This window comes from Aeromonas sp. ASNIH1 (assembly GCF_002934285.1).
GTDB classification, from domain to species: domain Bacteria; phylum Pseudomonadota; class Gammaproteobacteria; order Enterobacterales; family Aeromonadaceae; genus Aeromonas; species Aeromonas caviae.
Genome location: NZ_CP026228.1, coordinates 2,067,676 through 2,088,419, shown reverse-complemented (window position 1 = coordinate 2,088,419; position 20,744 = coordinate 2,067,676). Strand labels below are relative to the sequence as shown.

Below are 20,744 nucleotides of genomic sequence, written 5' to 3'. Positions count from 1 at the left end.
GGTCATGTCAGATCCTTACCGGTTGGCGAACAGGTCGCCGAGCCAGCGGTTTTCGAAACGGCCATGGGGGTCAAGCTCCCGCTTCAGGGCCAGGAAGTCGTGCCAGCGCGGCAACAGGGCCGGGAAGTCGTAGAGGTCCATCGCCAGGTGCTTGCCGAAATGGGGAATGCCGCCGAGGGGCACCAGCAGTTGCTGCAACTCGCGCATCTGCTCCATGGAGCCCCCGACAAAGGTCCCGTCCGCCGCCAGATAGACCAGAAAACCTATCCAGCACACCGACTTGTCATGGGCGGCACTGAGCCAGGCCACGGATGGACCGGTGCAGCGCAGGATGAAGGGGTAGTGCAGCACGCCGGGGTTCGCCTCCTGCCATGTCTGCAGGATTTCAAGGGCCTCCCCCATGCGTTCGAGGGGCACGGCCACCTCGCAGTTGATCTGGGGAGCAGGAATTCCCTTGCAGAGGATCTGGTAGACGTTGCCCACCAGATCCGAGGCGTCCTTGAAGCGGCGTACCGTCTCGAAGTGCTCGCCTGCCCTGGCCTCGTCCTTGGTGTCTCTGGCCATCTTCTGCAGGGTCGCGTCTATGGTGGCATTGAGCGCCAGGTTCATGCGCTCGTCCATGTCTCCCTCCAGCACCAGCGGCTCGCTGCCCCCAGCGCGGTAGCGGGCCACCTCGTCATCGGAGGCGGGATCCACCAGCCAGATGTGGCTCTCGCCGGTCCAGGCGAACCACCAGCTCTTCACGAAGGCGTGCTCCCGGTTGAGGCGCTCGTTGTGTTCCAGCAGGAAGGGGTAGTCGGTGGTGAACTTGGTGCAGCGCATGATGCGGTTGGGCACGGTGTTGAGGGTCACATCCAGCAGGATACCGAGCATCCCCATGCCCATCACGAAGGCGCCGAAGCGCGGATCGGTGCGATCCACACGGATGATGTCGCCGCTCGCCAGCATCACGGTCAGGGCAGCCACCGCATCGCACAGGGCGGACTGGTGCAGTCCCTGCCCATGGGTGCCGGTGCTGAGCGCACCGCCCAGGGTCTGGATGCCGATGACGCCGGGGGATGCCGGCAGCATGCGATCCATGGCGATGAGGTCGGCATAGACGGTATCAAGCGGCGTCCCCGCCAGGTAGGTCACCGTATCGGCAGTCTTGTCCAGCTGGCCGCGCAGGTGGTGCAGGTCCACCAGCAGCGCCTGGCTGCCTTCGGCGTAGACGCTGTGGATGGGTTCGAAAGAGAGGCCGGAGCCGATGAGCCGCAGCTTGCGCTCGGGATATTCCCGCAGCAGTTGCTGCAGCTCGTCACGGGTCGTCGGGCGCCACACCTGATCAAGGGCGCCGAGGGGGTTGGTTCTGGACCAGTTGAACAGCACCTCCCGATTGCCAATCGCCTTGATGCTGTGAAATGCCTGGAACCTGACCGTCATACCGCGCCTCATCTGACTTCAAAATGAGCGCCAATTCTACCGAAAAGTGGCTGCCAAGGCATGAAAAACAAGACCCTACAGTCGGGGGTGGATAGGGGGAGCGCCCCTCCCCGCCTCAGCGCGTCTGCTGGGTCAATGCCAGCAACATGCCGAATCCCACCAGCAGCCCCCCGAACACCCGATCGATCCAGTGGCGTACCGCCAGCAGTCGGTCCCGCACCGCAGGGGTGGAGAAGAAGAGCGCCACCGCACCAAACCAGAGGGCGTGCGCCAGCGCGATGAAGGCGCCATAGCCGATCTGGACCGCCAGCGGCGTCTGCGGCTGCACCACCTGCATGAAGAGGCTGACGATGAAGATGGTGGTCTTGGGATTGAGCACATTGGTCAAAAATCCGGTGCGCAGCGCCCCCAGGCTGGAGAGGGCAGGCTGACAGATGCTCTCTTCATCGGCAGCCGGTTTGGCCCGCAGCATCTTGATGCCGAGGAAGATGAGATAGGCGGCCCCCGCCAGCTTGATGAGGTTGAACAGCCAGAGGGATTGCTGGATCAGCAGGCCCACCCCCAGCAGGGTGTAGGCCACGTGCACGCAGACCCCGGCCGCGATGCCGATCGCCGTCAACACGCCGGTGCGGCGCGAGAGCAGCAGGCTGTTGCGCGACACCATGGCAAAGTCGGGCCCGGGGCTGATGACGGCAAAGAGAGTAATGGCGACAACGGCTAACAGTTCGGTCATGAAAAGAGTCCTGATTAGAGGGGGTATCGGCTATTTTATTTGCCAATAACACCAATAACGAACGATGATTTCTGACATGAATGGTGAAAAAAAACTCACAAAAAGCCCTCTCGCTTCCCTCCCTCACCGCCCTGCGCTGTTTCGAGGTGGCTGCCCGCACCGAGCATTTCGGCCGCGCCGCCGACGAACTGCACCTCACCCATGGCGCCATCAGTCGGGCGGTACGACTGCTCGAGGAGGATCTGGGGGTCATGCTGTTCGAGCGGCGCCAGCGCCGGGTCTTTCTGACCGACGCGGGTGAACGGTTCTATCAGGCGGTCAGAGAGGGGCTGGGCAGCATCCGCCAGACGGCGCAGGCCCTGCGCCAGCAGAGCCGCCCCCAGTCGCTGGTGCTCTCCTGCGAACCCACCCTCCTGATGCGCTGGCTGATCCCGCGCTGGCCCGCCTTCCAGGCCCTGCACCCGGAGCTGGACGTACACCTGATGGCGGGCGGCGGCGCCCTCAGCTTTGGCAGCGGCATCGATCTCGCCATCCGGCGCAACGACTTCCAGTGGCCTGCCGAGCTCTACAACCAGTTGCTGTTCGAAGAGCGGACCGGCCCTGTCTGCCCGCCGGGCAAGGTGGCGCACTTCTTTGAATCCAGGGGGGATGTGCAGGCCCTCAGGCCAACGGCACCCCGTCTGCACACCAAGACCCGTCCGGGCGCCTGGCTGGAGTGGCAGCAGCACGCAGGTATGTCCGCCGACGAGGAGGGGCCGGGTCAGACCTTCGAGCACTTCTATTTCAGCCTGCAGGCGGCAGTCGCCGGGCTGGGGGTCGCCATCGGCCCCTACCGGCAGGTGTGCGACGATATCGAGGCCGGTCTGCTGGTGGCACCGCTCGGCTTCGTCCCCGACGGCACCGGCTATCACCTGCTCGCCCCCGCCCCTCCCGAACCCGGCAGCCCCCACGACATCCTGGTGAACTGGCTGCACAGCCTGGTGGGCCCGGCCTAGCCCTGGGCGGTGCGCCCGGCAGCGACCTGTATCTCTCCCGCCGTCAGCTCCCGGCAGAACTGGCGTATCGGCATGGGGCGGGCAAACAGGTATCCCTGCAGATACTGGACCCCCTTGCCTCTCAGATAGGCGGCCTGCTGCTCCGTCTCCACCCCTTCGGCCACCAGGGACAACCCCAGCCGTCCCCCAAGGTCGATGACGTTGTCCACGATGTGCTCGGAGAGGGACTCCGTCCCGATACGGCCGATGAAGGAGCGGTCGATCTTGAGATAGTCCACGTGGAATTGCTGCAGATAGATGAGGCTGGAGTGGCCGGTGCCAAAATCATCGATGGCGAGCTGCACTCCCATCTCGTCGAGCTGGCGAAACAGGGAGAGGGTCTGCGGGCTGGTCACCAGCAGCTCCCGCTCCGTGAGCTCCAGCACCAGCACCACCCGTCCCGGCACGAAGTGGCCGAGGAAGTCGCGGCACTCCGCCACCAGGGAGAGGTCCCGGCAGTGGATGGCACTGATGTTGAAGCTGATGTGAAATGCCTCGGGCAACTGCTCCTGCACCGGGTGGAGTGTCTTGGCCACCGTCTTCATCAGGTTGACCGTCATGGGCACGATCAGGCCAGACTCTTCCGCCTGGGGGATGAAGAGATCGGGGCGGATCAGCCCCTCGGTGGCATGTTGCCAGCGCATCAGTACCTCGGCTCCCACCATCTTGCCGCCCTTGCTGGCGATCAGCGGTTGCAGATAGGGGACAAATTCCCTGGCTCGCAGCCCGCGTCTCAGCTCGTCCGTCAGGGCCCCAGGCCGCCCAAGCAGCCACCACACCAGCAGTGAGAGCACCAGCGAACTGGCTCCCAGCCAGATCAGTTGCAGATGGCGAGCCTCCCACAGGGCACGCCAGTAGATCGGCATGGCATAACCGGCGTGGATGGTGAAGGGGTAACGCTGGGAGGCGAGTATCAGGGCAAACTTGCTGTGCAGTTTCGGCGGATCGCTTTGGAAGTGGCCGGACTCATCGAGCCAGGCGGACCCCACCTGCAAGAACAGCTCGCTGGGATCGCTGCTCAGGGTGAGCATGAAACTGAGCTGGCTGCTGTCAATGGCGCTCAGTGCCGCATCACGCCCCCGCTCCTGACGCACCACCAGCAAGGGGTGATTCTTGCGCACCAGGTTGCCGCTCATCAGCAGCAACTTGCGATCCGTGTAGCGGGAGCCGTCATCCACTTCCCTGGCAGGCCCGAACAGCGAGGTGCAGTTGATGATCCCCTGTCGCACCAGATTGATGGAACGCAGGAAAGGCTCCAGCGCCACCCGCTTGCGCAGCAGCAACAGGTTGTCGCTGCAAGGTCGACCGGCCAGCGGCAATACCTCGAGGTTGGCCCGTTCGGCCTGATCCAGCATGCGCTCCAGCAAGGTTCTGGCCTTGCTGGCTGACGCGCTGGCATCGTTCTTCAGCTCCTGCTCGTAGCTGTCGTGCACTATCCACCCTCCCACCACCAGGGGCAGGGCCAACACCAGCAGGGCACAACCAAGGCGCCACTTCATGCGGGCCAGATCAATCCGGAACAGAAACATAGCAACCACGCCGCAATGCGCGGGCCCGCTTCGCAGGTACCGCGGTATAAAAGTGCCCACCAGGAAACGGTGGGGCCATCATGGCCAGACAACGAAAGCGCAACGCGCGTACCAGGCAAATCGACGACGCCGTTGCTGGGCATGGCGGGTCATTATCGCGCAGCCCCCTGAAATGGAAAATGCCGCGTCGAGACGCGGCATTGTTATTTTCAGTGGTCAGACCGACGAGTCTCAGACCGCTTGCTGCAGGATCACCGCATCGGCCTTCTTGGTGTAGGAGGCGATCTCGTTGAAGTTCAGGTAGCGGTAGGTGTCGGCCGCAGTGGCGTCCAGCGCCTTGGCATACTGCAGATACTCTTCCACGGTTGGGATCTTGCCGATGATGGCGGCAACCGCGGCCAGCTCGGCAGAGGCCAGATAGACGTTGGCCCCCTTGCCCAGACGGTTCGGGAAGTTGCGGGTGGAGGTGGAGACCACGGAGGCCCCTTCCGCTACCCGCGCCTGGTTGCCCATGCAGAGGGAACAGCCAGGGATTTCGATGCGGGCACCGACGCGACCAAAGATGCCGTAGTAGCCCTCTTCGGTCAGCTGATCCTTGTCCATCTTGGTGGGCGGCGCGATCCACATGCGGGTCGGCAGCTCGCCCTGATACTTCTCGAGCAGTTTGCCGGCGGCGCGGAAGTGGCCGATGTTGGTCATGCAGGAACCGATGAACACCTCGTCAATCTTGTCACCCGCCACGTCGCTCAGCAGACGGGCGTCGTCCGGATCGTTCGGCGCGCACAGGATCGGCTCCTTGATGGTGGCCAGGTCGATCTCGATGATTTCGGCGTACTCGGCATCCTTGTCCGCTTCCATCAGTACCGGGTTGGCCAGCCACTCTTCCATCCCCTTGATGCGGCGGGTGATGGTGCGCACGTCGCCGTAGCCTTCGGAGAGCATCCACTTCAGCATCACGATGTTGGAGTTCAGATACTCGATGATCGGCTCTTTATCCAGCTTGATGGTGCAACCGGCGGCGGAACGCTCGGCGCTGGCGTCCGCCAGCTCGAATGCCTGCTCCACCTTCAGGGTCGGCAGACCTTCGATCTCGAGGATGCGGCCGGAGAAGATGTTCTTCTTGCCCGCTTTCTCGACGGTCAGCAGCCCTTTCTGGATGGCGGCGTAGGGGATGGCATGGACCAGGTCACGCAAGGTGATGCCCGGCTGCAGCTCGCCCTTGAAGCGCACCAGCACGGATTCCGGCATGTCCAGCGGCATCACGCCGGTGGCGGCGGCGAAGGCCACGAGGCCGGAGCCCGCCGGGAAGGAGATACCGATGGGGAAACGGGTGTGGGAGTCACCACCGGTACCCACGGTATCCGGCAGCAGCATGCGGTTCAGCCAGGAGTGGATGACGCCGTCACCCGGACGCAGAGAGACACCGCCGCGGTTCATGATGAAGTCAGGCAGGGTGTGGTGGGTCTGCACGTCGATGGGCTTGGGATAAGCGGCGGTGTGGCAGAAGGACTGCATGGTCAGATCGGCGGAGAAGCCGAGGCAGGCCAGGTCTTTCAGCTCGTCGCGTGTCATGGGGCCCGTGGTGTCCTGGGAGCCGACCGTGGTCATCTTGGGTTCGCAGTAGGTGCCCGGGCGAATGCCCTTCACGCCACATGCCTTGCCCACCATCTTCTGGGCCAGGGTGAAGCCCTTGCCGGTGTCGGCGACAGGCTGCGGACGACGGAACACGGTGGAGAACGGCAGACCCAGCGCTTCGCGGGCCTTGTCGGTCAGGCCGCGGCCGATGATCAGCGGAATGCGGCCACCGGCGCGCACTTCGTCGATCAGCACCTCGGTCTTCAGTTCGAACCGGGCCAGCACCTCGTCGGTGCCGTGGCGGGTGATCTTGCCCTCATAGGGGAAGATGTCGATGACATCGCCCATCTCCAGTTTGGAGACGTCCACTTCGATGGGCAGGGCGCCGGCATCTTCCATGGTGTTGAAGAAGATGGGGGCAATCTTGCCGCCGAGGCAAACGCCGCCGGCACGCTTGTTCGGCACGAACGGAATGTCATCGCCCATGAACCAGAGCACGGAGTTGGTGGCGGATTTACGGGAAGAGCCGGTACCGACCACGTCACCCACGTAAGCCAGCGGGAAACCTTTCTCTTTCAGGGCATCGATGGTCTTGATGGGGCCGATGACGCCATCCTTGTCCGGGGTGATGCCGGGACGGGCGTTCTTCAGCATCGCCAGGGCGTGCAGCGGAATGTCCGGGCGGGACCAGGCGTCCGGCGCCGGCGACAGATCGTCGGTATTGGTTTCGCCGGTCACCTTGAAGACGGTGACGGTGATCTTCTCGGCCAGGGCCGGGCGGTTCAGGAACCACTCGGCGTCAGCCCAGGATTGCAGTACCTGCTTGGCGTGGGCATTGCCCGCCTTGGCCTTCTCTTCCACGTCGTGGAAGGAGTCGAACATCAGCAGGGTATGGGAGAGACCCTTGGCGGCAAGAGGAGCCAGGGTCGCATCGTCCAGCAGGTCGATCAGCGGCTGGATGTTGTAACCACCCTGCATGGTACCGAGCAGCTCGACGGCTTCGGCGGCAGTCAGGATGGGGGAATGGGCCTCGCCCTTGGCGACGGCGGTGAGGAAGCCGGCTTTCACATAGGCCGCTTCATCAACACCCGGGGGAATGCGGGAGGACAACAGTTCTTTCAGAAAGTCCTGTTCGCCGGCGGGCGGATTCTTGATCAGCTCAACCAGGGCGGCAACCTGCTCTGCGTCCAGAGGTTTGGCGACCACGCCTTCGGCGGCACGTTCTGCGACGTGTTTACGGTATGTTTCAAGCACGACTAATTCCTCTTTGGTCTTTTTTTTGGGGTTCGCCCAAGCTCGCGGCGATCGTCCTTGCGGGACACCCGTAGGGTGCCCCCCACTATATAAGTTTTAACGACTAATTAAAATCCAAACCCTGTGCAGTTATTCATCAAACCAGCATAACCATATAAACCTATTAGGTTTTTTTAGAGTGACAAGCCGCCCACCCAAGGTGAGTTAACAAAAAGGCAGCATTTCGCCCTTATTGGAACGTAGTGCCCAATTGCAGATAGAACATGTCGTGCCCCCCCTCCGCCACGCCATAGCCGAGGAAGATGGGACCGAGGAAACTCTCCACCCCCATATAGAGGGAACCCGAGGTATAGGAGGATTCGATGCTGATGTCCTCTCCCTTGTCCCAGACCCCCCCTTGCTCGAGGGAGCCCCCGAGGAACAGGGGCGCCTTGAAGGCACCGAAATCGTTGTCCGCCACCCGGTAGATGTAGCGCAATCCGCCGAACAGGCTGTAGCGACCGCTCAACTGGTAATGCTGGAAGCCGGACATGCGGAACAGCCCGCCCAGATCCTGCACGAACAGTGGTACCGTCTCCTGGGAGCTTGAGCCGCCCCCTTCCAGCATCAGGTTGAGGCTGTGTCTGTCCCAGGACCAGGGCTTGATCATCACCAGCCGGTAATTCACCCCCTCGGCCTGCTCGGAGGGCGCGTCCGCGGGGTCGAGATCGACGTAGGAGTAGCCACCCTTGATGTCCCAGTAGACCCCCTGATAGGGGAAGTAGCGGCTGTCGAGGGTGTCGTGCTCGAAGCGGATGTAGGGTCCCCAGGCTGAGGCATCGGCATCCGCGTTGGTGAGGTTCTGGATCTCCACGCTGCCGATCTTGCCCTCCAGCCCAAGGGAGAAGCGGCTCCAGGGCTGGCGATTCCAGCCGACGGCGAGATCCACGCTGGTGAAGCTGTACTCGGAGTCCAGATAGCTGACCCCGGACGAGGACCTGCTCTCTTCCGGGAAGAAGACGCGTCGCTGGGTCTTGTCGTAGGCCAGGCTCGTCTCGCCGAAGTAGGTCTGGGAGGGCTCCAGCGGGGTGTAGAAGTCGGTCTTGAGGTGCTTGGCGGTCCCGAGGGACGCCTCGGTCAGCCACTCGCCTCCCCAGTCGTTCACGTTGGTCAGGGTGTAGGACATGCCGACGTTGTAGTTGGAGCTGCTCTCGAAGTCATCGGAGAAACCGAGCTGGAAGTTAAGATAACCCGGCCCCCAGTTCTTCTCGCTGGCGTCCACCACCAGCACGTTCTCCCCGTCCCGCTCCTCCACCTCGTAGGTGATCCGATCGAACGACTCCAGGGCGTAGAGGCGACGGATCCCCGCCTCCAGGCTCTCGTAGGTCTGCACCTTGTCCGGACGCACGTTCAGCATGGCCCGCACCGTGTCGTCGGAGAGGCGCGACTTGTTGATGATCTCCACCTTGTCGATGTAGTAGGCGGGCTGGCCGCTGCGCTCGGCGCGCCGGCTCAGCTTGCCGTTGCGATAGTCGGCGTAGGCGGCGGGCGAGAGAGAGAGCGCATCGAGCCGGGCCGCTGCACTGTTGGCAACCGCCTCCCCGATCTTGATCCCCTCCGGCATCAGGGCGAAGTCGGCGATCCCCATGTTGCCGAACTCGGGGGTCAGCAGGATGTCCCTGGGGCCGAGCAGCGCCTTCTGCTTTTCGGTCCCCACCTGGGTCATATAGGTGGTGAGCTGATCGATCATGGCCAGCCCCGACTTCAAGGATTCCCGGGTACGCAGCTTGGCGCCGATGTCCACCGCGATCACCACGTCGGCCCCCATGGCCTTGGCCACGTCCACCGGTATGTTGTTGACCGTGCCACCGTCGGCCAGGATACGGCCGTCCCACTCCACCGGCTTGAGGGCACCGGGAATGGACATGGAGGCCTGCATCGCCTTGGCGAGGCTGCCGTGATCCAGCACGAAGGGGGTCACCGTCTCCATGTCGGTCGCCACCGCGCGATAGGGGATAGGCAGGTTGTCGAAGCTCTTTTGCGCCGGCAGGTTGGAGGTGGCGTGGCGCAGCAGGCTGGCCATGGACTGCCCCTGGAAGAAGCCGTCCGGCAGTTGGGTCTGGTCACCGTTGACCCCGATGTCGGTGCGCAGCTGGTACTTCTCGGTCTGCTGCTTCTTGCGCAGGGAGAGCTCGTCGCGCCCCACCTTGTCCTGATAGCCCTTGTTCCAGTCGATGGCCAGCGTCGTGCGCTCCACCTCCTCGGCGCTGAGCCCCATGGCATACATGCCCGCCACATAGGAGCCCATGCTGGTCCCGACGATGATGTCCACCGGGATGTGCTTTGCCTCCAGCACCTTGAGCACCCCGATATGGGCCGACCCCTTGGCCCCGCCGCCGCTCAGTACCAGGGCGATCCTCGGACGCTCCATCTTGGTTGCCCCCGAGTTTCTGGCCGAAGGCGCGGGATCATTGGCTCCGGCCGCCGCCATGAACGGCAGGGTCGCCAGCAGGAGCACGAGCAGGTGGGTCCATCCCCGATGAAAGATGCGCATATGAGAGTCCATAAATCCGGAGCGAGTCGAGCGGGCAGGCCGCCAGTCAGGTGCAGCCTACTATAAGTGCAAGCACTTTAACCGCAAGCCGGGGTGCTGGCGAGGGGTCGCCCCGCTTGCGACGATGTCTTGGCAAAATCGGGCGCCAATCCAGTCCAATCCGGGTGTGAGCGCAAACGTTAATCGACAATAAACGCCCCCGCCGCCTCAAGAGCGCGCCAAATCAGCCGCTAATATGAGTTCAACCCTGGTTCACACTTCCGAGTCACCCCTATGTTCGCAAGCCTGACACTGAAACAGAAAATTCTGGCCACCGTCATCCTCGCCGTGGCCCTCTCCTGCCTGCTGGTGGGCTATTTCAGCCAGCGTTCTGCCCAGCAGCTGATCGAGGACCGCATGTTCGAGCAGGAGCTGCCCAACCTGACCCAGCGCATCGGCAAGGAGATCGAAAAGGATCTCACCTCGGTCGCCAATGCCGCCAGACAGCTTGCCAACGACCGCTTCGTGCTGGACTGGGTCGAGCGCGGTATGCCCAAGGAGCAGGAGTCCATCCTCATCAACCAGCTCAAGGACATGACGAGCCAGTATGGTCTGGTCACCGCCTCCTTCGCCGATCGTCAGAGTGCCGCCTACTACAACCAGGACGGTTTTCTGCGCATCCTGAACCACGAGCAGGACAACTGGTTCTATGACTACACCAAGAGCCGCCAGGATCTGATGCTTAGCATCTTTCGGGAGAGCAACGGCGAGGTGAAACTGTTCGTCAACTTCCAGCAACTCGACGGACGCGGCCTCGCCGGCCTCGCCAAATCCCTCGACAGCATGGTCAGCATGCTCGCCAACTTCCGCATCGGCGACAGCGGCTTCGTCTTCATGACAGACGGCAGCGGCAAGGTGAAGCTGCACCCAGACGCCAGCCGCATCGATCGGGACAACCTGACCCAGCTGGCCAGCGGCAGCAGCACCAACCTGCTCAACAAGCAGCCCTTTGCCGCCACCCGTGCCGAGGTCGACGGCCAGCCAGTGATCCTGGCCAGCAGCTACATCCCCCTGCTCGACTGGTATCTGGTGGCCCAGGTGCCGGAGGCCGAGATTTATGCCGAACTGGACAGAGCACGCCTGCACATGGTGCTGGTCAGCCTGGCTATCGCCGTCGGCATGGGGCTGCTCGGCGTCCTCCTGGCCGGCTCCGTGAGCCGCCCCCTCAACGAACTGGCCCGCCTGTTCCGCGAACTCGGCAGCGGTGATGGCGACCTCACCCATCGCCTCAAGGTCGATGGCCGTGACGAACTGGCCCAGGTGGCGAGCGGCTTCAACAACTTTGTCGCCAAGATCCACGGCTCCATCGAACAGGTGGCGAGCAACTCCCGCCAGCTCGCCGCCACCGCCAACGAGGTGGCCGCCAAGGCCCAGCTCACCCAGCACAACTGCACAGCCCAGCGGGATCGCACCGTCCAGGTCGCCACCGCCATCCACGAGATGGGAGCCACCGTCAGCGAGATCGCCGGCAATGCATCCCTGGCAGCCGACGTCGCCAAGCAGGCCAACGAGCAGGCCGATGCGGGGGCCCAGGTCGTCGCCCAGGCCCGCCACGGCATCGTCGGCCTCTCCGGTGAAATCGAACAGGTCGCCGGGGTCATCGAGTCCCTGGCGAGCCAGACCGACTCCATCGGCAGCATCCTCGACACTATCCGCAGCATCTCGGAGCAGACCAACCTGCTGGCCCTCAACGCCGCCATCGAGGCCGCCCGTGCTGGCGAGCAGGGCCGTGGCTTCGCCGTGGTGGCCGACGAGGTGCGCAACCTCGCCAGCCGCTCCGCCGCCTCCACCGCCGAGATCCAGGGCATGATCAACAGCCTCCAGGAGCAGAGCGCCCGCGCCGTCAGCGCCATGGCCCAGGGCCGCAACCAGAGCCTGCGGGTGGTGACCCAGGCCGACGAGGCCAACGGCGCCCTCGACCAGATCACCGGACACATCACCCAGATCAGCGACATGAACATCCAGGTCGCCACCGCCACCGAAGAGCAGTCCAGCGTGGTCGGGGAGATAAACCGCAACGTGGAGGACATCAACCAGCTCACCATGGAGACCGCCGATATAGCCCACCAGTTGACCGAGTCCAGCCGCAGCCTGCAACAGCTCTCCGGCGAGCTCGACAAGCTGGTCGGCAACTTCCGGTTATAAGATGAAAGGGCGCTGCGGCGCCCTTTTTTCACCGGGTCGACAGGGAATACCGACCCCCATGACGGCGAACCGTCATGACAAGCCGCTACAGTAGCGACACAGCAACACACCAAGGAGTCAACATGCTGGCAGGCAACCTCACCATCAAAACCCAACTGATCCTGGCCGTCACCGTGCCCTGTCTCGCCCTGCTGCTGGTTGGCGCCGCCAGTCTGCGCAGCATGGACAACATCAGGCAGCAGGCCGAAGAGCTGTTCCAGAATACCGCCACCCCCATGCGGGCCATGGCGGAAGTTGCCTCCCGCATCCCGCGCATGCGAGTCGGCATCGACATGATGCTGCTGCAGGACACCTCCCTGCGCGACGAAAAGGGGGTGCTGACCCGGGTCAAGGAGACCCGCGAGGAAGACATTCCCGAGATGCGCCAGGCCATGGAGCAGGCCGTCAAGGCCCAGGTCGATCCCGACGCCCGGGCCAGGGCCCAGACCCTGCTCGATCAATTCACCCGGGTGGAGCGGGAGGAGCTGACCCCCATGTTGCAGGCGCTCTCTGACAACAAGATGGACGAGGCACGCGCCATCTACCGGGATCGCTACAGCCAGAGCTACGGGGTCATGCGCAAGGGCGCCAATGAGCTGCTCGACGGGTTGATAGGTCAGGCCCAGCATCGCAACGACCTGAGCGAAAACAGCTATGACAGCGGTCGTACCCAGATGATCGCCATCATCGTCATCGCCATCGCCATCTCGCTGCTCGTCTCGACCCTCATCCTCATCGGGCTGCGCCGCCGGGTCTCCTTCCTGCAATCTCATATTGGCGAGGTGGCCCGCCACCTCGCCCTCGACAGCCGCGCCAGTCTCACCGGCAAGGACGAGCTGGCCGAGATTGCCCACAGCTTCAACCAGTTCGTGACCCGGATCCACGGGGCCATCGTGCAGGTGGCGAGCAACTCGCGCCAGGTAGCCGCCACCGCCAGCGAGGTGGCCGCCAAGGCCCAGCTCACCCAGCACAACTGCACCGCCCAGCGGGATCGCACCGTCCAGGTCGCTACCGCCATCCACGAGATGGGAGCCACCGTCAGCGAAATCGCCGGCAATGCATCCCTGGCAGCCGACGTTGCCAAGCAGGCCAACGAGCAGGCCGATGCGGGGGCACAGGTCGTCGCCCAGGCCCGTCACGGCATCGTCGGCCTCTCCGGTGAAATCGAGCAGGTCGCCGGGGTCATCGAGTCCCTGGCGAGCCAGACCGACTCCATCGGCAGCATCCTCGACACCATCCGCAGCATCTCGGAGCAGACCAACCTGCTGGCCCTCAACGCCGCCATCGAGGCCGCCCGCGCCGGCGAGCAGGGCCGTGGCTTCGCCGTGGTGGCCGACGAGGTGCGCAACCTCGCCAGCCGCTCCGCCGCCTCCACCGCCGAGATCCAGGGCATGATCAACAGCCTCCAGGAGCAGAGCGCCCGCGCCGTCAGCGCCATGGCCCATGGGCGCAACCAGAGCCTGCGGGTGGTGACCCAGGCCGACGAGGCCAACGGCGCCCTCGACCAGATCACCGGACACATCACCCAGATCAGCGACATGAACATCCAGGTCGCCACCGCCACCGAAGAGCAGTCGAGCGTGGTGGGCGAACTCAACCGCAACGTGGAGGACATCAACCAGCTCACCATGGAGACCGCCGACATCGCCCATCACCTGACCGAGTCGAGCCGCAACCTGCAGCACCTCTCCGGCGAGCTCGACAAGCTGGTCGGCAACTTCCGGCTGTAACTTTTGACTCCCATTTCATCACCCGACAGAAGGCGCTGCGGCGCCCGCTGTCGCCACCACGGCAAGCCGTGACGCAGGCGCTTTTGCACCGCCTCCACCGGCTTCTGAAAATGCCCCATAATCAGGAAAACGCGAGGAGGTATGATGGGCAAGCTGGTCGTGATGATAGTGCTGGGGGTGCTGCTCAGTGCCTGCAGCAGCGGGCCCGTGCGGGTGCACGGGGCCGATGTGAGCGTGGACGATACCCGGATCCGGGTCAGCGACGGGAATCGCGGAGGCGACGGCACCTTCTGCCCACCGGGACAGGCCAAGAAGGGGCGCTGCTGACCGCAGGGTGCCGAAAGACAGACAACAAAAAGCCGCTCCATGGAGCGGCTTTTCTTATGAAACGGGCAGAAGATTATTTTTTCTTCTTGGCCTTGGCGTTCGGCAGGTCGGTGATGGAGCCTTCGAACACTTCGGCAGCCAGACCCACGGACTCGTGCAGAGTCGGGTGAGCATGGATGGTCAGCGCGATGTCTTCAGCGTCGGCACCCATCTCGATGGCCAGACCGATTTCACCCAGCAGTTCACCGCCGTTGGTACCCACGATGGCACCACCGATGACGCGGCCGCTCTCCTTGTCGAAGATCAGCTTGGTCATGCCGTCGGAGCAGTCGGACGCGATGGCGCGACCGGAAGCAGCCCACGGGAAGGTGGCGACTTCGAAGTTCAGACCCTGTTGCTTGGCTTCCTTCTCGGTCAGACCCACCCAGGCCATCTCTGGCTCGGTATAGGCGATGGACGGGATCACTTTCGGATCGAAGTAGTGCTTCTTGCCGGCGATGACTTCGGCCGCCACGTGGCCTTCGTGTACACCCTTGTGGGCCAGCATGGGCTGACCGACGATGTCGCCGATGGCGTGGATGTGGGCCACGTTGGTACGCAGCTGCTTGTCGACTTCGATGAAACCGCGCTCGTTGACGGCAACACCGGCCTTCTCGGCATCCAGCATTTTGCCGTTCGGCACACGGCCTACGGCAACCAGCACGTTGTCGTAGCGAACCGGCTCGGCCGGGGCGTGCTTGCCTTCGTAGGAGACGTACAGGCCGTCTTCACGGGCTTCAACAGCGGTGACCTTGGTCTCCAGCATGATGTTGAATTTCTTGGCAACGCGCTTGGTGTAGATCTTGACGATGTCTTTGTCGGCAGCCGGTACCAGCTGGTCGGCAAATTCCACCACGTCGATCTCGGAACCCAGGGAGGAGTACACGGTACCCATCTCCAGACCGATGATGCCGCCACCGATGACCAGCAGCTTGCCAGGAACGGTCGTCAGCTCCAGCGCATCGGTAGAGTCCCATACGCGGGGGTCGTCATGGGGGATGAACGGCAGCTTCACCGGACGGGAACCGGCGGCGATGATGGCGTTGTCGAAGGTGACGGTGGTCTTGCCGTCGGCGCCTTCCACTTCCAGCGTGTTCGGACCGGTGAACTTGCCGAAGCCGTTCACGACCTCGACTTTACGCATCTTGGCCATGCCAGCCAGACCGCCGGTCAGCTGGTTGATGACCTTCTCTTTCCACAGACGCACCTTGTCGATGTCGGTCTGCGGGGCACCGAAGACGATGCCGTGCTCGGCCAGCGCCTTGGCTTCTTCAATGACTTTGGCGACGTGCAGCAGTGCCTTGGACGGGATGCAACCCACGTTCAGGCAGACGCCACCCAGGGTGGAGTAACGCTCGACGATAATGGTATCCAGACCCAAGTCAGCCGCACGGAAGGCAGCGGAATAACCGGCAGGGCCAGCACCCAGTACTACGACCTGGGTTTTGATTTCTTTACTCATCATGACCTCTTTGTCGTTCTTATATCCCCGGACAGCACAGTCTTATGCCAAACAAGGCCGCTGCAGCCGTGAAAAAAACGGGGCAAGTTTACAATCCTGTTAACGAAATGAGAAGCAAAAAGGGCGGGCTCTGGGCCCGCCCTCTCACTTACAGGACCAGTCGACGAATGTCGGACAACACACCACTCAGGGTGGTGATGAAGCGGGCACCGTCGGCGCCATCGATGACGCGGTGGTCGTAGCTCAGAGCCAGCGGCAGCATCAGGCGCGGCACGAACTCTTTACCGTTCCACTTCGGCTTCATCTCGGACTTGGAGACGCCCAGGATGGCCACTTCCGGCGCGTTGACGATCGGGGTAAAGCTGGTACCGCCGATGCCACCCAGGCTGGAGATGGTGAAGCAACCGCCCTGCATGTCGGCAGCGGTCAGCTTGCCGGCACGGGCCTTCTTGGAGATCTCGGCCAGATCGCGGGACAGCTCGTGGATGCCCTTCTTGTTGACGTCGCGAACCACCGGAACCACCAGACCGTTGGGGGTATCCACCGCCACACCGATGTGGATGTACTTCTTCATGATCAGCTTGCTGCCGTCTTCGGACAGGGCGCTGCAGAAGCGCGGATGGGCTTCCAGGGCCTTGGCGGCCGCCTTCAGGATGAACACCAGCGGGGTGATCTTCACGTCCAGCTTCTGCTTCTCGGCCAGGATGTTCTGCTCTTTGCGGAACGCTTCCAGATCCGTGGTATCGGCTTCGTCGAACTGGGTGACGTGGGGGATCATGGCCCAGTTGCGGTGCAGGGCAGGACCGGAGATCTTCTGGATACGGGTCAGTTCCAGCTCTTCGACAGGGCCGAACTTGCTGAAATCAACCTTCGGCCAGGCCACGACGCTCATGCCGTTGCCAGTGCCGGTACCGGCAGCCGGAGCGGACTCGGCGCGCTTGACCGCATCCTTCACGTAAGCCTGCACGTCTTCTTTGACGATGCGACCCTTGCGACCGGAGGCTTTCACCTTGGCCAGGTTGACACCGAACTCGCGCGCCAGACGGCGTACAGCCGGGGAGGCGTGGACGTAGGCGTCGTTGGCGACGAAATCGGAGGCGGCAGCAGCCTGGGCAACCGGTGCAGGAGCGGCGGCAGCCGGAGCGGCAGCAACGGGCGCTGCGGCAGGAGCCGGAGCAGCCACGGCAGCCGGAGCGGCACCCGCAACTTCGAATACCATGATCAGGGAACCGGTGGAGACCTTGTCACCCGCCTTCACCTTGATCTCCTTGACCACACCGGCGAACGGCGCAGGCACTTCCATGGAGGCCTTGTCGCCTTCCACGGTGATCAGGGACTGGTCGGCTTCAACCTTGTCACCCACGGCGACCATGATTTCGGTCACTTCCACTTCGTCACCGCCGATGTCCGGCACGTTGACGTCCTTGGCACCGGCGGCAACCGGAGCAGCGGCAGCCACGGGGGCAGCAGCAGGAGCCGGCGCGGCAACAGCGGCCGGGGCAGCGCCCGCCACTTCAAAGACCATCACCAGGGAGCCGGTAGAAACCTTGGCGCCGGCGGCAACCTTGATCTCGACCACGCGACCGGCGAACGGTGCCGGCACTTCCATGGAGGCCTTGTCACCTTCCACGGCAATGATGGACTGGTCGGCTTCAACCATGTCGCCCACGGCAACCATGATCTCAGTCACTTCGACTTCGTCACCACCGATGTCCGGCACGTTGACGTCCTGGCGAGCGGCAGCAGCAGGAGCGGCGGCCGGCGCGGCAGCAACCGGGGCAGCAGCCTGGACCGGAGCCGGTGCGGCAGCACCCTCGGCTTCGAAGACCATGATCTGGGAACCGGTGGCAACCTTGTCGCCCACCTTGATCAGGATCTCTTTGACGATACCGGCGGCGGGGGCCGGGACTTCCATGGAGGCCTTGTCACCTTCCACGGCGATCAGGGACTGGTCCAGTTCGACCTTGTCACCCACGGCCACCATGATCTCGGTGACTTCAACTTCATCGGCACCGATATCCGGCACCATAATCTGTTTGGACATTGCGCTTTATCCTCTTGCGTGCATCCGCGTGGCAGCCTGAGCATCACCACGCGCATCCCGCGTTATCCGTTTAAACCCAGGCAAGGTCGCGCCGGATACCCGGCGCGACACTCAATCCTCTTACGCGTACAGCGGGTTGACCTTGTCGGCATCGATGCCGTACTTGGCGATGGCTTCGGCCACCACCTGCTTGTCTACCTCGCCGCGCTTGGCCAGTTCGGTCAGGGCAGCAACCACTACGTAGAACTCGTTCACTTCGAAGTGACGACGCAGGTTGGCACGGCTGTCGGAACGGCCGTAACCGTCGGTACCCAGTACACGGTAGTTCTCGGTCGGAACGAAGGCACGCACCTGATCGGCGAAGGACTTCATGTAGTCGGTCGCGGCGATGGTGGCTTCGCTGCCCAGCACCTGAGCGATGTAGGGCACACGCGCTTCGGCGGTCGGGTGCAGCATGTTCCAGCGATCCGCGTCCTGACCGTCACGAGCCAGTTCGTTGAAGGAAGTGACGCTGAACACGTCGGAACCCACGCCGTACTCGCTGGCCAGGATCTGGGCGGCAGTGCGCACGTGACCCAGGATGGAACCACAACCCAGCAGCTGTACCTTGGCCTTGGTGCCGGCCACGGTTTCCAGCTTGTAGATACCCTTGCGGATGCCTTCCTCGGCGCCTTCCGGCATGGCCGGCATGGCATAGTTCTCGTTCAGGGTAGTGATGTAGTAGAACACGTTCTCCGGGTTCTCACCGTACATGCGGCGCAGGCCGTCCTGTACGATCACCGCCACTTCATAGGCGTAGGACGGATCGTAGGAGATGCAGTTCGGGATGGTGTTGGCCAGGATGTGGCTGTGACCATCTTCGTGCTGCAAGCCCTCTCCGTTAAGAGTGGTACGACCGGAGGTCGCGCCCAGCAGGAAGCCACGGGCTTGCTGGTCACCGGCTGCCCACGCCATGTCGCCGATCCGCTGGAAGCCGAACATGGAGTAGTAGATGTAGAACGGGATCATCGGGCAGTCGTTGGTGCTGTAAGAGGTGGCAGCAGCCAGCCAGGAGGACATGGCGCCCAGCTCGTTGATACCGTCTTGCAGAACCTGACCCTGCTTGTCTTCCTTGTAGTAGGAGACGATGTCGCGGTCTTGCGGGGTGTACTGCTGACCGTGCGGGCTGTAGATACCGATCTGGCGGAACAGGCCTTCCATACCGAAGGTACGGGCTTCGTCAGCCAGGATCGGGACGATGCGCTTGCCGATGGACTTGTCTTTCAGCATCACGTTCAGGGAACGCACGAACGCCATGGTGGTGGAGATTTCGCGCGCCTGTTCACCCAGCAGCGGACCGAAGGCATCCAGCGCCGGGATTTCCAGCTTGGTGGTGCTCTCGCGCAGACGGGTCGGTACATAGCCCTTCAGTGCGGCACGGCGGGCGTGCAGGTACTTGTGCTCTTCGGTACCCTCTTCGATCTTCAGGTACGGCAGGTTTTCCAGCTGCTCGTCGGTGACCGGCAGGTTGAAACGATCGCGCAGGTGACGCACGGAGCCCAGATCCATCTTCTTGACCTGGTGAGCGATGTTCTTGCCTTCGGCCGCTTCGCCCATGCCATAACCCTTGATGGTCTTGGCCAGGATCACGGTCGGCTTGCCCTTGGTCGCTGCAGCCTTGGAGAAGGCGGCGAACAGTTTGCGGGGGTCGTGACCACCGCGGTTCAGGGCGAAGATCTCCTCGTCGGTCATGTCTTTGACCAGCGCGGCGGTTTCCGGGTAACGGTTGAAGAAGTGCTCGCGCACGTAGGCACCGTCGCGGGACTTCATGGTCTGGTAGTCACCATCCACGGTCTCGTTCATCAGCTGGATCAGCTTGCCGGAAGTGTCTTTCTTCAGCAGCTCATCCCACTTGCGACCCCAGATGACCTTGGTCACGTCCCAGCCAGCGCCGGCGAACAGACCTTCCAGCTCGTTGATGACCTTGCCGTTGCCGACAACCGGACCATCCAGACGCTGCAGGTTGCAGTTGACCACGAACACCAGGTTGTCGAGCTTTTCACGCACGGCAACGGTCAGGGCACCCTTGGCTTCCGGCTCGTCCATCTCGCCGTCACCCAGGAAGGCGTAAACGGTCTGCTCGGAGCAATCCTTGATGCCACGGTCAGTCAGGTACTTCAGGAAACGCGCCTGATAGATGGCGGCGATGGGGCCCAGCCCCATGGAAACGGTCGGGAACTGCCAGAATTCCGGCATCAGTTTCGGGTGCGGGTAGGAAGGGATACCCTTGCCATCCACTTCCTGACGGAAGTTGTCCAGCTGCTCTTCGGTCAGACGACCTTCGGCGAATGCACGGGCGTAGATGCCCGGGGAGATGTGACCCTGGAAGTAGACCAGATCGCCACCGTCCTTCTCGTTGCGGGCACGGAAGAAGTGGTTGTAGCAGACTTCATAGATGGTCGCGGAAGAGGCGAAGGAAGACATGTGACCACCCAGGTCCAGGTCTTTCTTGGAGGCGCGCAGCACGATCATCATGGCGTTCCAGCGGATGATGGCGCGAATGCGGCGTTCCATTTCCAGGTCGCCCGGGTAGGCCGGCTCGTCGCTGGACGGGATGGTGTTGATGTAGTCGCGGTTTGCCTTGGCAGCCACGTCCACACCGCTTGCGCGGGCTTTCTCGGCCAACTGTTCAAGGATGAACTGAGCGCGTTGCGGACCCTCTTCACGCAGCAGGGATTCCAGAGAGGCAAGCCACTCCAGCGTTTCTATCGGGTCCACATCGTTCTTCAGGATATCAGACATGGCTGGTTCCTATGTTGTTGTGATTGCACGGCATTGCACGGCGAAGGGCGCAAGCATT

General features: G+C 63.0%; 11 protein-coding genes and 1 pseudogene. 4 read left to right on the top strand and 8 right to left on the bottom strand.

Features of this window, described 5'->3' with window-relative positions; genetic code table 11:
- Positions 1-15: 15 nt before the first annotated feature.
- Entirely contained in the window at positions 16-1,422 is a 1,407-nt protein-coding gene (locus C2U37_RS10110) for a D-arabinono-1,4-lactone oxidase (protein WP_104452214.1), read from the bottom strand.
- A gap of 115 nt (positions 1,423-1,537) precedes the next feature.
- Positions 1,538-2,155: a LysE family transporter gene (locus C2U37_RS10105; RefSeq protein ID WP_010675804.1), complete on the bottom strand. Its 618-nt coding sequence runs from the start codon at positions 2,153-2,155 to the stop codon at positions 1,538-1,540.
- A gap of 76 nt (positions 2,156-2,231) precedes the next feature.
- On the opposite strand from C2U37_RS10105, the pseudogene C2U37_RS10100 reads away from it, so the two are divergent.
- Positions 2,232-3,150: pseudogene (locus C2U37_RS10100) on the top strand (LysR family transcriptional regulator).
- Here C2U37_RS10100 and C2U37_RS10095 read toward each other — a convergent pair.
- The 3 genes from C2U37_RS10095 to C2U37_RS10085 all read right to left on the bottom strand — a co-directional run bounded on the left by C2U37_RS10095 (position 3,147) and on the right by C2U37_RS10085 (position 10,080).
- Positions 3,147-4,718 (bottom strand): EAL domain-containing protein, encoded by a 1,572-nt coding sequence (locus C2U37_RS10095; protein ID WP_104452212.1) that lies wholly within the window; start codon positions 4,716-4,718, stop codon positions 3,147-3,149. The pseudogene C2U37_RS10100 and the gene C2U37_RS10095 sit on opposite strands and share 4 nt — an antisense overlap.
- 231 nt (positions 4,719-4,949) lie before the next feature.
- Positions 4,950-7,547 carry a bifunctional aconitate hydratase 2/2-methylisocitrate dehydratase gene (gene acnB / locus C2U37_RS10090; RefSeq protein ID WP_104452211.1) on the bottom strand — a complete coding sequence of 866 codons (2,598 nt, stop codon included), beginning with the start codon at positions 7,545-7,547 and terminating at the stop codon, positions 4,950-4,952.
- Positions 7,548-7,776: 229 nt separating this feature from the next.
- Positions 7,777-10,080 carry a patatin-like phospholipase family protein gene (locus C2U37_RS10085; RefSeq protein ID WP_104452210.1) on the bottom strand — a complete coding sequence of 768 codons (2,304 nt, stop codon included), beginning with the start codon at positions 10,078-10,080 and terminating at the stop codon, positions 7,777-7,779.
- Positions 10,081-10,353: 273 nt separating this feature from the next.
- Here C2U37_RS10085 and C2U37_RS10080 point away from each other — a divergent pair, with 273 nt between their 5' ends.
- From C2U37_RS10080 to C2U37_RS10070, 3 genes are all read left to right on the top strand, one after another.
- Positions 10,354-12,264, top strand: a complete 1,911-nt coding sequence (locus C2U37_RS10080; protein WP_104452209.1) for a methyl-accepting chemotaxis protein — start codon at positions 10,354-10,356, stop codon at positions 12,262-12,264.
- A 122-nt stretch (positions 12,265-12,386) separates the two neighbouring features.
- The gene (locus C2U37_RS10075) at positions 12,387-14,033 is read left to right on the top strand and encodes a methyl-accepting chemotaxis protein (RefSeq protein WP_104452208.1); all 1,647 of its coding nucleotides are present in this window, start codon (positions 12,387-12,389) and stop codon (positions 14,031-14,033) included.
- A 144-nt stretch (positions 14,034-14,177) separates the two neighbouring features.
- Entirely contained in the window at positions 14,178-14,360 is a 183-nt protein-coding gene (locus tag C2U37_RS10070) for a hypothetical protein (protein WP_104452207.1), read from the top strand.
- A gap of 73 nt (positions 14,361-14,433) precedes the next feature.
- Here the strand turns inward: C2U37_RS10070 and lpdA are convergent, their stop codons facing one another.
- The 3 genes from lpdA to aceE form a co-directional block, all read right to left on the bottom strand.
- Positions 14,434-15,861 (bottom strand): dihydrolipoyl dehydrogenase, encoded by a 1,428-nt coding sequence (gene lpdA, locus C2U37_RS10065; protein ID WP_104452206.1) that lies wholly within the window; start codon positions 15,859-15,861, stop codon positions 14,434-14,436.
- 148 nt (positions 15,862-16,009) lie between these two features.
- Entirely contained in the window at positions 16,010-17,905 is a 1,896-nt protein-coding gene (gene aceF / locus C2U37_RS10060) for a pyruvate dehydrogenase complex dihydrolipoyllysine-residue acetyltransferase (protein ID WP_042015108.1), read from the bottom strand.
- Between the two features lie 120 nt (positions 17,906-18,025).
- Positions 18,026-20,686 carry a pyruvate dehydrogenase (acetyl-transferring), homodimeric type gene (gene aceE / locus C2U37_RS10055; RefSeq protein ID WP_104452205.1) on the bottom strand — a complete coding sequence of 887 codons (2,661 nt, stop codon included), beginning with the start codon at positions 20,684-20,686 and terminating at the stop codon, positions 18,026-18,028.
- Between the last annotated feature and the right edge of the window lie 58 nt (positions 20,687-20,744).

Excerpts from the sequence above, each read along its gene's own strand:
- C2U37_RS10110 (WP_104452214.1), bottom strand. The coding sequence starts at position 1,422 with ATGACGGTCAGGTTCCAGGCATTTCACAGCATCAAGGCGATTGGCAAT.
- C2U37_RS10105 (WP_010675804.1), bottom strand. The coding sequence starts at position 2,155 with ATGACCGAACTGTTAGCCGTTGTCGCCATTACTCTCTTTGCCGTCATC.
- C2U37_RS10095 (WP_104452212.1), bottom strand. The coding sequence starts at position 4,718 with ATGTTTCTGTTCCGGATTGATCTGGCCCGCATGAAGTGGCGCCTTGGT.
- C2U37_RS10085 (WP_104452210.1), bottom strand. The coding sequence starts at position 10,080 with ATGCGCATCTTTCATCGGGGATGGACCCACCTGCTCGTGCTCCTGCTG.
- C2U37_RS10080 (WP_104452209.1), top strand. The coding sequence starts at position 10,354 with ATGTTCGCAAGCCTGACACTGAAACAGAAAATTCTGGCCACCGTCATC.
- C2U37_RS10075 (WP_104452208.1), top strand. The coding sequence starts at position 12,387 with ATGCTGGCAGGCAACCTCACCATCAAAACCCAACTGATCCTGGCCGTC.
- C2U37_RS10070 (WP_104452207.1), top strand. The coding sequence starts at position 14,178 with ATGGGCAAGCTGGTCGTGATGATAGTGCTGGGGGTGCTGCTCAGTGCC.
- lpdA (WP_104452206.1), bottom strand. The coding sequence starts at position 15,861 with ATGAGTAAAGAAATCAAAACCCAGGTCGTAGTACTGGGTGCTGGCCCT.
- aceF (WP_042015108.1), bottom strand. The coding sequence starts at position 17,905 with ATGTCCAAACAGATTATGGTGCCGGATATCGGTGCCGATGAAGTTGAA.
- aceE (WP_104452205.1), bottom strand. The coding sequence starts at position 20,686 with ATGTCTGATATCCTGAAGAACGATGTGGACCCGATAGAAACGCTGGAG.